The 14,034-nt window shown below is 48.1% G+C and carries 9 protein-coding genes; 8 read left to right on the top strand and 1 reads right to left on the bottom strand.

What is annotated here, in order from left to right:
- Nucleotides 1-90: 90 nt before the first annotated feature.
- Nucleotides 91-444 carry a hypothetical protein gene (locus JOE21_RS03615; RefSeq protein ID WP_309862366.1) on the bottom strand — a complete coding sequence of 118 codons (354 nt, stop codon included), beginning with the start codon at nucleotides 442-444 and terminating at the stop codon, nucleotides 91-93.
- Nucleotides 445-818: 374 nt separating this feature from the next.
- Between JOE21_RS03615 and JOE21_RS03610 the strand changes: the two genes are divergently transcribed.
- The 8 genes from JOE21_RS03610 (at nucleotide 819) to JOE21_RS03575 (ending at nucleotide 14,015) form a co-directional block, all read left to right on the top strand.
- Nucleotides 819-1,553: a DUF4912 domain-containing protein gene (locus JOE21_RS03610; protein WP_309862364.1), complete on the top strand. Its 735-nt coding sequence runs from the start codon at nucleotides 819-821 to the stop codon at nucleotides 1,551-1,553.
- Nucleotides 1,550-4,399, top strand: a complete 2,850-nt coding sequence (locus tag JOE21_RS03605; protein WP_309862362.1) for a 1,4-alpha-glucan branching protein domain-containing protein — start codon at nucleotides 1,550-1,552, stop codon at nucleotides 4,397-4,399. Before JOE21_RS03610 ends, JOE21_RS03605 begins: the two co-directional genes overlap by 4 nt.
- A gap of 22 nt (nucleotides 4,400-4,421) precedes the next feature.
- Nucleotides 4,422-6,815 (top strand): sugar phosphate nucleotidyltransferase, encoded by a 2,394-nt coding sequence (locus JOE21_RS03600; protein ID WP_309862360.1) that lies wholly within the window; start codon nucleotides 4,422-4,424, stop codon nucleotides 6,813-6,815.
- Nucleotides 6,816-6,902: 87 nt separating this feature from the next.
- Nucleotides 6,903-7,880: an HD domain-containing protein gene (locus JOE21_RS03595; protein ID WP_309862357.1), complete on the top strand. Its 978-nt coding sequence runs from the start codon at nucleotides 6,903-6,905 to the stop codon at nucleotides 7,878-7,880.
- A 1,009-nt stretch (nucleotides 7,881-8,889) separates the two neighbouring features.
- Nucleotides 8,890-10,170, top strand: a complete 1,281-nt coding sequence (locus tag JOE21_RS03590) for an MFS transporter (RefSeq protein ID WP_309862355.1) — start codon at nucleotides 8,890-8,892, stop codon at nucleotides 10,168-10,170.
- Between the two features lie 595 nt (nucleotides 10,171-10,765).
- Nucleotides 10,766-12,106: a B12-binding domain-containing radical SAM protein gene (locus tag JOE21_RS03585; RefSeq protein ID WP_309862352.1), complete on the top strand. Its 1,341-nt coding sequence runs from the start codon at nucleotides 10,766-10,768 to the stop codon at nucleotides 12,104-12,106.
- The gene (locus JOE21_RS03580) at nucleotides 12,103-13,131 is read left to right on the top strand and encodes an arginase family protein (protein WP_309862349.1); all 1,029 of its coding nucleotides are present in this window, start codon (nucleotides 12,103-12,105) and stop codon (nucleotides 13,129-13,131) included. The genes JOE21_RS03585 and JOE21_RS03580 overlap by 4 nt, the downstream gene beginning before the upstream one ends.
- Nucleotides 13,132-13,133: 2 nt before the next feature.
- Nucleotides 13,134-14,015 carry a phosphotransferase family protein gene (locus tag JOE21_RS03575; protein ID WP_309862346.1) on the top strand — a complete coding sequence of 294 codons (882 nt, stop codon included), beginning with the start codon at nucleotides 13,134-13,136 and terminating at the stop codon, nucleotides 14,013-14,015.
- Nucleotides 14,016-14,034: the final 19 nt, after the last annotated feature.

Below are 14,034 nucleotides of genomic sequence, written 5' to 3'. Positions count from 1 at the left end.
CCGTCTTCGCTCCATGCGTGGCAGAGTCGACTCCGCCGGAAAACCAAGCCTCCCTCCACGTAAACACGATCGATATTGGTAGAAGGGGCACTAGGAATGATCCGATGTTTTAGCCTTCATGCAATTTAACAGGCTGTCTTCCACCAGAGTTAGAATGGAGGTGTATACTTCCTCCGGTAGATCATGGCGCATGTGGCGGATGGTCTCGGATAATCCGAGGAGCAATTGGGCGGTGTCCGAGGGGTCCATTTGGTTCTCGACAGGTGCCTTTTGGCTGTTCTTCTGTGCAGACTCCGACAGGAACAAAAGCAGATGGCGGGCACTAAGATCATTTTTTTTCAAGAAACTGTATTGTTTGAGTGGATCGTCAAACACTTTTTCGGCTTTATCGCACCATTCCAAGTAACGGGTATCGACTGATTTTCTGTTCTCTCTTCTGAACACGAAATGGTTCCTCCTCATGACATTTTCCATGCAGCCTTTTGTTAACTCTTCTAACACACTGTATATTTGAACATGGGAACCCAATCTTGACAAGGCAGGATTGCAAAATAGTAGGAAAATGTGAAGGCTGTCTGATGTGTGCTGTTATAAAACCAGCACTTTTTTTGTCGGTTCCTAGGAATTTTCTTTCATGGACCGATTCACTTTGACACGGGAAAGGGAGGCAAATACCAGTGATTGCGCTTCCATTTGTCTTACTTTGTCAGAAGTTTCCGCATCATTTGCAAAACCTCTGTACTAGAAATATTGTGTGAAATTGGTTTTTTTATTAGTATATGGAATTGAGCAGACAAAAGGGGGTCAAAGGATCAGCAGTGGACGATTACTCGATATGGACACACGTTCAAAAAAGGTTGGAAGCGGGTGAAAGCCATCGTCAGGTGGCAGCATCTCTCGATATGACGTTGGGACAGTTTCGGTATCGGCTTCGGAAATACCGGGAGGCAGGAGAGCAAGAAGTGGCTGCTACACGGGAAGAGATTGATCTGGAGCGGCCGGAATGGAGGGAGATTTCTCGTCTGTGGGATGAGGAGTGGGAGCAACGGGGCCCGGAAGACCGGTTGGTGCTGATGGTGAAGGATCCGTGGACATTATTTGCGCACTGGCATCTGAGTAGGAGTCAAAAAGAGCAGGTAAGCCGGCATTTTGAAGCAAGTTGGGACCAACTCCCCTTTTCCCTCAGGCTGATGGATGTGACCGATTTACAGGTTGACGGAGAACAAGCCCATTGCTTTCGGGTGGAAGACACACACCCGTCGGCGAATCGTTTTTGGTTGCCGCAAGTGAAGCCGGGTCGCCATTATCTGGCGGATTGGGGAACGTGGACGGTGGAGGGGAACTTTTTCACTCTGCTTCGTTCCAATATGGCGGAAACCCCTCCCCAACCGGAGAATCGGAAATCGCTGCCTTTAAAGATGGAACGGGCGGCTGCGTTTTCACAGGTGTCGACGACGGAGCCGGGAGAACCCTATTACCCGGAAATCCGGGAAGGATGGGCAGAACGGTTCGACGGATATACGTGGGTGGAACGAAAGGAGGGAAATCGTTGAGTACCGGATCCATTGCATTGATCCTTCATGCCCACCTTCCCTATGTCCGCCACCCCGAGCAAAAGGATGTGTTGGAAGAACGGTGGTTGCATGAGGCGGTGGTAGAATGCTATATCCCGCTGTTCATGATGTTTGAAGAGCTGCATCGAGATGAGGTGGACTTCCGGTTGGCTCTTTCCCTGAGCCCGCCCTTGGCGGCCATGTTGGCGGATCCCCTTCTTCAAAAGCGGACGGCGGATCACTTGGAACGGCTGGTACAATTGGCGGATCGGGAGGTGGAACGGACGAAAGGGGACGACTCTTTCCTTCCCTTGGCCCTCATGTACCGGGATCGGTTTCACCGTGTACGTGATTATTATCAGCGCGTGCAGCAAAACCTTCTGACACCGCTCTGCCGCTTAGAAGAAGCGGGACGGCTGGAGCTGTTTACGGCAGTGGGAACACACCCCTTTTTACCGTACTTGCTCCGGGAAGAGACCATCCGGGCCCACATCCAAGCGGCTGTGACTTCCCATGAGCAGCTGCTGGGGCGGCGCCCCCGGGGAATTTGGTTACCGGAGTGCGGGTTTGTTCCCGGAGTAGATCCGTTGTTGCGGGAAGCGGGAATCCAGTGGTTCTGCGTGGACAGTCATGCTTTTGACGCAGCCCGGCCCACGCCTCCCTTCGAAACCGATTCCCCTGTTCTCACCCCGGCGGGCATTGCCGCCTTTGCCCGCGATTCCCGGTCATCTGAGCAAGTATGGAGCTCTCAAACGGGTTATCCGGGGGATTACGATTACCGCGAATATTACCGTGACATCGGGTATGATCTGGATTGGGAAACGATCGGTCCGTTTGTTCATCCCGATGGCATTCGGGTTCATACCGGGTTCAAATACTACCGCATCACCGGGTACGGGGAACACAAGGAACCGTATAACCCGGATTGGGCACGGGAAAAAGCGGCTCGTCACGCGCGCCATTTTCTGGACGAAAGGCGGAAGCAGGTACGAGAGGCAAAGCGGCGAATGGGTCGCGATCCCGTCGTTACTGCTCCGTTTGACGCGGAACTCTTTGGTCACTGGTGGTTTGAGGGTCCTGTTTTTCTGGAACTGTTATTTCGGCAAATGCATTTTGACCAGGACGAAGTGAAGCCGATTACCCCGTCGCAGTACCTGAGCCGTTATACGGACTTTCCCGTGTGTGAGCTTTCCATGAGTTCGTGGGGGCGACACGGCTATGGTGATGTCTGGCTCCAGGGGGCGAATGAATGGATTTATCCGGTGCTTCATCGGGCGGAAGAACGGATGAACGATTTGGTTCACCGTGCGGAACGGTCCTCTCCAGAAGTTCAACGGGCCCTGGTGCAGGCGGGGCGGGAGCTGATGCTGGCACAGGCAAGCGACTGGGCCTTTATCATGGACAATCGCACGATGGTGGACTATGCGTTGAAACGGACGAAACAACATGTGGCCCGCTTTGACAAGTTGGCGGCGATGGTGGAATCAAAAGAGGTGGATCCTGTCTATTTGGGACAGGTGGAGGAATTGGATTCCCTGTTCCCGGACCTGGAGCCGGCATGGTTTCGTTCCCCATGGCGATCCGGCAGGGCACTTAGGGAAGAGAGGCCCACAGTGCTAATGCTCGCTTGGGAATATCCTCCGATGACGGTGGGGGGGTTATCCCGGCATGTATACGATTTGTCCCGCCATCTGGTGCGATTGGGCTGGAGTGTTCACGTGGTTACCACAGAGGTTCCCGGATATCCTCACACCGAGACGGTGAAAGGAGTCGAGATCCATCGGGCTCATGTGATGAAACCGTTCGGTAACCAGTTTTATCACTGGGTGTTCCAGTTGAATCGGATGCTGCTGGATACCTGCCGCACCTTGATCCGGGCCGGGCATCGTTTTGATGTCGTCCATGCTCACGATTGGTTGGTCAGCGTGGCTGCACGCGGACTGAAGAAGGAATTCGGCCTGCCGGTGACCACCACGATCCACGCCACTGAGCATGGTCGCAACCAAGGGATCCATACGGATTTGCAACGGCGCATCCATCGACTGGAACGGGATCTCATCGAAGAATCCTCCCGGGTGATCGTATGTAGTCGTCATATGGAATGGGAGGTGAGGGAGGGTTTCCAACTCCCCTCTATTCCGTTGCGTGTCATCCCTAACGGAGTGGATCCCGTCATGTTGAAACTGCCGTTCACCACAGCTGATTGCTCACCAGAACCCTTTGCCCGGGAAGGGGAGCGCATGATCCTCTTCATTGGGCGGCTGGTGCGGGAGAAGGGAGTGGAGACCCTGTTGGAGGCGGCAAAAACTGTTGTTGAGCATCACCCTGACACCAAGTGGATCATTGCGGGAAAAGGGCCGATGCGAACGGAATGGGAAGAGCAGGCACACCGTATGGGGCTGAAGGAAAAAACACTTTTTACCGGCTTTGTTTCCGATGAGGATCGCAACCGTTTGTTGGGATTGGCAGAAGTGACCGTATTTCCCAGCTGGTACGAACCGTTTGGAATCGTTGCCTTGGAGGCGATGTCGGCTGGAACCCCTGTGGTTGTCTCTGATACGGGTGGTCTTAAGGATGTGGTAGAGCACGACCGGACCGGTTTGAAGGCGTATCCGGGCGATGCTCCTTCTCTCGCCCTGCAAATCCGCACCCTGCTGGAAAACCCGGAACAGGCCCGCCGTTTGGCTGCCACGGCCCGGGAAGAGATCAGTCGATTTGACTGGAGCCATATCGCTGGTGAGACCGCCGCCGTATACGAGGAAATGTTCACCCCCGAGGAAAATCAAGTCCGGAAAGAGATCGCAGCGCACCGGGAATCCCGTAAAGGTAAAAATGAAGGTTCATGACAGAAAGGAGAGGGTTCATTCGATGAAAGCTGTGATCATGGCCGGGGGAAAAGGAACTCGTTTGCGGCCTTTGACCAATCGACTACCCAAACCGATGGTGCCTCTTCTAAATAAACCGTGCATGGAATATATCATTGAATTATTGAAGAATCATGGGATCACTGAAATTGCGGTGACCGTCCAGTATCTCCCCCACGTGATCCGGGAGCATTTCGGGGATGGCGAAAAGTGGGGGGTGCAGCTTCATTATTTTGATGAACTCCAACCCTTGGGGACAGCGGGAAGTGTTAAAAATGCAGAGGGGTTTCTCGATGACACGTTTCTGGTGATCAGTGGAGACGCTCTCACGGATGTGGATTTACACAAGGCCATCCGTTTTCATCGGGAACGGGAGGCGATCGGTACACTGGTGTTGACCCGGGTGGAAGTTCCTTTGGAATACGGTGTGGTGATGACCCGGGAAGACGGCCGGATTATCCGATTTCTGGAGAAACCCAGTTGGAGCGAAGTGTTCAGCGATACAGTCAATACCGGCATCTATGTCCTCGAACCGGAGATTCTCTCTTTTTTCAAAAGGGATCAGGTATTTGATTTCAGCAGGGATTTGTTCCCGCTGGTAATGGAAAAAGAGTTTCCGTTATTTGGGGTGGTGACGGAGGGGTATTGGTCCGATATCGGCAACCTGGAACAGTATCGGCAAGCCCAGTGGGATCTATTGGAGGGACGAGTGGAGGCGATATTAAGAGGGAAGGAGTGGGCTCCTGGAATACGGGTGGAGGACGGGGTTTATGTAGAAGATCCGACCAGCTTGTCCGCTCCCGTATTTCTGGGAGCAGGCACCCGGGTGGATGCGGGAGGACGGGTTGGCCCCTATACAGTTTTGGGCCGCTACAATCGCGTGAGGGCGAATGCCTCTCTGGAGCGGACTGTTTTGTGGAATCGTAACGAAATCGCCGAATCAGCGGAACTGGCGGGAACTACTTTGGCTCATGACATTCGGTTCGGTCCAGGGGCACGTGCTGAAAATTGCACTGTTGTGGGGGAGAATAGTTGGATCGGGGAACGGGTGCTCCTTTCCGCCGGGGTGAAAGTATGGCCGGATAAAACGATCGGTCCGGGGACGGTACTGACCGAATCCTTGATCTGGGAGGGGCAAGTCTCCCGCGGTTGGTTCGGACAGGAAGGTGTCAGCGGCGTAACGAATCGCGACCTGACTCCGGAGAGGGCCGGCAGTCTCGCCGCAGCTTTCGGCCGAGTTTTGGGGGAAGGGACGACGGTGGTTGTCGGTCGGGATGGTAGCCCTTTTGCGGATATTCTCCATCTGTCTGTCACCGCCAGCTTGATGGCTGCCGGAGTCCGGGTGGTGGATGCGGGTGTAGCGCCGGCTCCGTCGATTCGTCACGGATGTTTTTCCTATGAAGCGAAGGGCGGGTTGTACATCTGTTGTTCGGACGAAGAACGGGATCGGACTGTGCTGCAATTCTTCGATGGTCGCGGAGTTCCTATTCCCCTCGCAATGGAGCGGAAGGTGGAGCAAACGCTCTATCAAGGGGATTATGCCCGGCCATCCATGGTTTTCGGCACGTTGGAACGGGACGAACGGGTTTTGGAACGGTACAGGGGAGCCCTCTTGGAGGAGGTGGATGGGGACCGAATCCGCTCCCGGGCTTTTAAAGTGGTGTTGCACACCAATAACTGGCACCTCTTTCCGTTGATTCAACCTCTGTTGGAAAGGTTGGGTTGCCGAGTCGTAACCGTATTGGGGACGAATCCGCCGCTGGAGCGCTTTATTCTGGATAATCAAGCGGATTTGGGTGTTCACCTGGATTCCAGCGGTCAGTCGGTGATCTGGTATTCGGAAGCCGGTCGGGTATTGGGGCGGGAGGAGCAGACACTGGTGGAGACCCTGTTGTCCTTAAAGCGGAAGGGAGCGGTCCCGATTCCGGTTACAGCCCCGCGGGAGGCGGGACAAATGGTCCAGGAAGCGGGGATGGAGCCGGTCCATGTACCTGCGACGGTGCGGGCTTTGTTGGAGGCCAGTGACCGCGAACGGTTTCCGCTCTACGGGGATGGTTGTGCCGCCACCGCTTTTTTGCTGGAACACTTAGCACAAACCGAATCTGCGTTGGAACCCTTTTTGGCAGGATTACCGCCGGTCCATCTCCGATCGGAGTCCATCTTCTGCCCTGCGGAAGCCAAGGGGCGGGTGATGAGACGTTTGATGGAGGAATGGAAAGGAGGCAGTCTGGAACTATTGGACGGGATTAAGATGTGGGAGGGGGAGAGCTGGGTCTTGATCCGCCCTCACGGGGAACAGGAGCGGGTGGATGTGGTGGTTCAAGAGGGGAGTTCCACCAAAGCCAAACGCCTGCTGGAGGACCATAAAGAGAAGGTGTTAGAATATCGGGAAAGATAATCCGTTTATTTACTTTAATGTGTCGCCTTCCTGTCATCGGCAGGAAGGCGGTTTATTTTGTCGAAAAAAGAGAGGGGGGTGAGGAACGTGCGTTTGGTTGATCCGTTATATGGAAGCGTTGAAATCGAACCGGTGTTGGCGGAACTGTTTCAAACGCCACCTGTTCGCAGGCTGGCAGGAGTTCACCAGGCGGGTGCGGCTAGTTTGATGCGACCGCAGTGGAATGTTACCCGTCTGGAACATTCCGCGGGGGTGCTGCTGTTGATCCGACGCCTGGGGGGAAGTTTGCAGGAACAGGCGGCAGGTTTGTTGCACGATGTCTCCCATACGGCGTTTTCACACCTGGTCGACCGGGTATTGGACCATCCGGCGGAAGATTACCATGACCAACAGTGGGATGAGATTGTGAAAGCTCCTTCCATCGCGGCAGCCATAGCCGGGGCCGGTTGGGAATGGGATGATCTCCTTCCTCTCAAGCGCTGGTCCATTCTGGAACAACCCGCTCCCGATATGTGTGCCGATCGGGTGGACTATACTCTGCGGGATCAGCATCGTTATTTCGGGCTATCCCTGGAGGAGATCCATGCGTTCCTGGATGCATTGACGCTGGTGGATGGACGGATGGCCGTAAAATCGGTGGAGTGGGCGGAATGGTTTGTCGATGCATACTATCGCGAGGTAGTAGACTTTTTTCTCGACCCGGATAATGTTTATGCCCATGAACGGTTGTCAGGCGTATTGCAGGGTGCGATCAGGGAGGGGGCGGTCACGGATAGGGATTGGATGAAAACGGACCGGGATCTGTTGGAGACGGTGCAAACACGCGGCAGTGAAGCACTCCTGTGCCGCCTGTCCGAGATCCGCCCCGGTGTACGCCTGGAAGAGTGCGGACCGGATGAAAACTGGGATATCCATCTGAAGCAGAAGGTGCGGTGGATCGATCCGCTGGTGATGGAAGGGGATGGACCCGTAATGCGCGCTTCCCAGCGGTCGGCTTTTATCTGGGAGCGAACCAGCAAAGCAAAAGAACGGATGGAAAAGGGGGTCTATGTGCGGATATTATAGCCGGTGTGGGCTTTTCCGGTAGGTATTTAGAGGAAGAAAATAGAGACCCGCGTTTTCGATGTGGGAGCCTGGCTCAGTGTTGAAGGCAGTCCCCCTGTTGAATGGTGTCCCAGAGGCTTGACCTATGAAGGGGTCAGTCGCGGGATGATGCAGATTCTGGAACAGGTGTCATGGTGATCTGATCTACGAAATTATCCTCTATGAGGGCAACCGAATAGAGTCCTGACGCTGGTTGGAGATCAGGTCAAAGTAATAATGATCGAATGTGCGATCTATAAGTATATAATATTTTCATATTTGATTGACAAATTGTGATGCATGGTTTTAAATGAAAACGATGGTATGGATGTTTTTTTGTGTGGGAGCTCCTAAATACAACTGCGTTCAGTAATAATAATTTAAAAAATGGTTTTATTACAATGATAGTCACCATAGGACTCTGAATATAATCGAGTTTGGTGTATATTCAGGGAATTAATTTTGAGAAAAGGATGAAGCATGAAGGAGGATACAAAATTCCAACCTGGTGTTCAAGTGACTCCGTTCAAAATCACTCAGCCATAATTGTGGGAAAATAAAAAATGAAAAGAGTATCATTAGTGTAAATGAGATAATAAATAGTATAAATTAAAGATCACCTCTTTCTTTTGAAAGGGTAATTGTGTGATGAGCATCACTTTTTCACCGATAAATTTAAAGGACGCAGATTTTGTATATGAATTATACAATAACCCCGACATCTACAAATATGGGATTCTTGAATAATCCAATAAGTAATAAACAAAGAGAGGATAAACTTACTAAATGGCTCTCAGATCATGAAGGCAAGTTCTTTTGGTCGACAAAAATTTTTGAAAAATTAAATTTCAAAATAGAAGGGGTTTGAAGGGAGTCAGTATATAAAAATGGAGAATATCCAAATTTTTTGGTGTTTAGTTTGCTGAAATCAGATATTAATATATGAATATTGATAGATATAGACTGAAAAGAGGGCCGATGGAGGGGTTAAATGCTTATTTCACATCGCTTTCGCGGATTGTGGAGGAATACCGACTTTCTAAAACTTTGGGTAGGAGAAACCATATCCCTATTTGGTTCAAGCATCACCTCTGTGGCTCTTCCTCTAGCGGCGGTTATTAATTTACAAGCAACACCCGCACAGATGGGGTTTTTAAATGCAGCTTTTTTTTCTCCTTATCTTTTAATAAGCTTGTTTGCAGGGGTCTGGATCGACCGGGCACGCCGTCTCCCAATCATGATTGGTGCAAATATCGGCCGGGCAATATTGTTAGGATTAATCCCGTTCGGCTTTTATATAGGGTTCCTTGAAATGAATTTTCTTTATGTTATTGCATTTCTAGTCGGTGTACTCACCGTACTGTTTGAGATCGCATATCAGTCATATTTACCATCTTTGGTTAAGCGAACGGAATTAGTAGAAGGAAATAGTAAACTTCAGGCCAGTGCTTCTATTGCACAGGTGAGTGGACCGAGTTTAGGTGGTATCTTAGTTAGTTTGTTTACAGCTCCCGTCGTTATTCTTACTCATGCACTCTCTTGTTTAATTTCCGCCTATAGCCTTTCTCTTATCCGTAAACCGGAATCCAAGTTAGAATACCAAGGGGAGTATAAATCGGTCTTTCGTGAAATAAAAAGTGGGTTGCATTTTCTTTTTACTAATTCTTATTTACGTGCAATTGCGGCTCAAGCTGCGACTTATAATTTTTTCTACCAAGTCGTATGGACAGTTATTTTTATCTATATGGCCCGAGAACTGCATTTTGGACCAAGCTCAGTGGGATTTGTTGTTACATTTTTAAGTGTAGGTGCTCTGCTCGGCTCTCTTATGGCACGGTATTTCGAAAAGCGTTTCGCTATGGGTCCTACTATTATTGCTTCCATGTTTATTGGCTGCGGAGCTTATTCATTAATCCCTATAGCGGGTGGTTCCAGTTACATGGCATTACTCATTCTAGTCCTTTCATTTTTTTTGATTGGATTTGGAGTAGTAATCTCAAATATCCATGTGATTAGTTTACGCCAATCGATTACTCCACATCATCTGCTGGGTCGTATGAATGCCAGTTACCGTTTTGTTATTACCGGAACAACCCCGATCGGTGCCCTTATAGGTGGAACACTCGGGTCGTTAATCGGATTGCATATGACATTAATCATCGGAGCTGTTGGTACACTTTCTTCTCTTCTATGGGTTCTGTTATCTCCTATTAAAAGCCTTTACGAGATACATGACCCTGCTGTCCAAAAATCAAGTAGTAGCAGTGGATAGGTTATATTTCAAATATTATCATGATTCACCTTATCCACTCCACTTCGCTAGCGCTCTAGCCGTAACAATCACGACGGGCACATTTTTACATTGTTCAGTGTACGGATAGTACGTGGACTTAAGTTCATTTCTTAAGTTCAACAATGTTCCATCCAAATCCCATACAAATCAGATCAAAAGGTTGTTTGGAAGTCTTAATAAATATTCATCCCCTTTACGTTTAAAGGCGTAATCCAACATCTTATGATAACGCTGGTGATTAAAAAAAGAAAGATTTCAAAGGTTGGAAAAAGGATTTTACTTTCTCATGGAGAAGTTTCAAGTGACCATAAATCTCCAGAGGAATAAGGGGGAGTCATTGATTCCTTGGAAAAGGAAAAAAGCATATGATTATTATTTCTAAGATAGGATTTTTAACTCTCAACAATAGTCTAGCCAGGTTTAGAAAAGGTATATCAACCGGTGCCCGTTGGCCAGTTTCTACTAAAAGGGTATGGATGATCCCTTTCACACGTAAAAGAGAAAAGAATAACCCTGAGGGAGAAAGAGGATTAGTTTTCCTCTAAAAAATTATCGGAAAAGGATGGGTTTGATAATGAATAATCGTCAACAACCGGTAGCTTTTGTTCAATTGCCCTTTCCTTCACAAGAAGATCCATTGCCGCAATTATTTAAATACTATAACTTATATCAACGAAAATTTAACACTCTCTTTCCCGAATATCAATTAAACGAAGGAGATCTTTGGGAATTGCCCTTATGGATCGCCCATATGGATGGAGCAGTTGGTCGGGATGACTCCATATTGGTTGATGCAAGTAAAGTTCCATTTCAAACAGAAACATGTATAGAGAAAATCATTGAAACAGCGGATCCATCATATATCTTGTTTTTCTCTCCATTAACGCAAAATTTTGATTTGGCAAAAGATGTATCTCGCCGATTAAGGAAAATGGGGTACAAAACAGTCGTTGGTGGAAACATGGCAGACTTGGCTAAACTAGAAGATTTCACTTGGATGCATACAGGATTGGCACGAGAAAGGATTTATCAGGAAATGATGGAGAAGCCGGAGGGTGGGAGAATAGGAACTCCTGTTAAAGTCGGAAAAAACCAGATCCCTCTCGGGTATCGTCCGCGTTATCGTCTTCTTTCTTCTTTCCGGGACAAAGTTCCGTTGCTGCGTTTCAGCGCTTCCCATGGATGTTTATTTACCTGCACCTTTTGTGGTGATGCTTGGACGAAACAGCTTCATGAGGTAGAGAAGGAGTTGTTAAAGGAAGAGCTGGAAGAGCTTCGTTCCACTTTTCCAAGTACAAAATTGATCTATATCGGCGATAAAACCTTCGGCCAATCCAAAAAGGCGGTTGAAAATCTTAAAGAGATTATACATCCGGGATATGGATATCGGTTAATTGTTCAGACCCATGTTTTGGTTGTTGATGAGTGGCTGATGGATACAATGGAACAGCTAGGTGTTGAAGTGGTAGAAGTCGGTTTTGAGACAGCCGATTCTACCGTTTTAAAAGAGATCAGTAAAAGACGGAAGCCTGATGTTTTTATAAACGTTCTTGAACAATTGAAAGACCGTGGATTTCACTGTGTGTTAAACGTATTGGGGGGACTTCCCAATGAAACGGTGGAATCTCAGAAGAAAACAATAGATTTTCTGTATGAAACAAAGGACTTGGTGTGGCTTTATAACTTATATAATTTTGTTCCGTACCCCAAAACACCATTGTTTCCTATTATTCGTGACCGTATCATTGATTGGAATTTTAAGAATTGGAGGGAAGATAAGCCTGTTGTGTTTGAACCATATCATCAGTCTCGAAACGAATCATGGGAACATTTTCTCCGGTTAATTGAAACTTGCTCTGAACTTTTGGAGAAAAGCAAAGAGGAATCGATTGTGGAAGGGAGGCTTTATAAATGAAAGACAATTGGATCGGAAAGGTGGATGAGCATACATGGGAAAAATTTCATTCAGACCCATTACCCGGTTGGGGCAGCCGTTATTCTACGATTTTTAATGTTGAGCATGGAAAGTTTAATGAAACATTTTCGCACGGCGATACTGCTGTGGCTTCCATTCCCTTTGACAGCACAGCTTCGACTCGGATCGGTGCTCGTTACGGCCCGCGTGCCATTCGAGAATCTAGTTTGGCATACTCCGAACAGGTAAAAAGTTGGGGGGTTGATCGTTTCAGGCATATGCGCACTGGAGAACTGCTTAAAAGTTCCCCCACAAAGTTGGTGGACTTCGGCGATTGTCATGTTTATCCAACAGATCCACTAAAACAAATGAGAGCGACTGCGGCTGAAGTTTATTACTTATCCAATCATTTTCAGCGGATCGTATTACTGGGTGGAGATCATTCCATATCATTTGGCTGTTTTTACGGATTTGCATCTCAACGCCAACAAATCGGGTTGGGAAAAATTGGGTATTTACAAATTGATCATCATTTTGATTTTGGCTCTCATTCTGTCTTGCATGGGCCGGTTTATCATGGTTCAAATGCCCGGCGTATATCAGAACATGACTTGGTTTCACTTGATATGATGGCGTTTGTTGGAGTTGGAGATCTCACTTCCGCTAAACAGTATGAAAATCTCTTGCGTTCTGGGGTTATTATAAAATCCATGGGAGATATACGAAGGGAGGGATTTGAGTCGTGCTTACGATCAGCAATGGATAAGTTGACGGAAAAGGTGGATTGTTTGTATGTATCGATTGATATTGATGTTTGCGATTCGTCAGTTGCATCAGGCACGGGGCATGTTACTGTAGGGGGATTACGTTCCGAGGAATTCTTGACAATCGCTTCTGTCTTGCGTGATTACCCTGTGGCTGCTTTAGATATAGTAGAAGTGTCACCTCATTTAGACCAGAGTGGAGTGACTGCTTATCTAGCGGCACGTCTCTTATTTGAATGGTTGTATCTGGACGGTGTGTAGGTATGGTAAAGGAGCAAATGAGACTTGTCGAAAGAGTCCTATGTACCCACTATTCAGATTGGGGTGTGGGGTCCCTCAAGATTATCGGATCGGGATTAGACTTTGTTGTTTGTCGTGCAGATTCGGAACAGTGGGGATGGATTGCCATTCGTATACCGCGTACCCGTTTTATTTACAATGAGAATGATGAAACAGTTGATTCTAGGAACTTGCTAAAATTAGAGCTTTTTATTTCTCGCTATATGAGAAAATACTCCATTCCGGTTCCGGAAGTTTACCATTTACACATTGATGATAAAATCGATTTTCTTGTGTCCTCTTTTATTGAAAATGATCAAAGTAAACCCAACAGCGTTGAAATGGGAAAATTAGTTGCTTCTATTCATCAAGTTCCATTGATCCATATTCCATATACGATCGATAATACTCCTTTCCAACAGAGTCTTGTCAATCGTATTTTGCGTCGGTCAGCAGTGATTAGAAAGCATTCTGGTATCACTGTTAGGCTTCCAAATTTGCATGATTTAAAGCGAAGCCTTAAAAATGTAAGCCGAATGTCCATATTGCATATGGATATTCGGCCTGACAATCTATTAACATACAATAATCAAATGATGGGTATAGTGGATTGGTCCAACGTGTTAATTGGAGATCCTGCCTTGGAGATTGCACGAATTGCAGAGTATGGTTTGTTAACCGAAGAGTTTTTAGAAGGATATGGGAGTAGTCCTTTAAAAGAAATCCCACCCGTTTTAGAGTGGATATACCGGATGGATACAGCAGTGATGCTGGCCATTGTGTTTTTATCGGAAGCACCGGATCCCAATCAGGCAAAGAAGCAATTAAACCGTGTAGAAGAACTGAATCAATCCTATCCAAAATGAAAATGACTGTAACGAGGTG

Source organism: Desmospora profundinema, from assembly GCF_031454155.1.
Lineage (GTDB): Bacteria > Bacillota > Bacilli > Thermoactinomycetales > DSM-45169 > Desmospora > Desmospora profundinema.
This window is presented reverse-complemented; position numbering and strand designations above follow the sequence as displayed.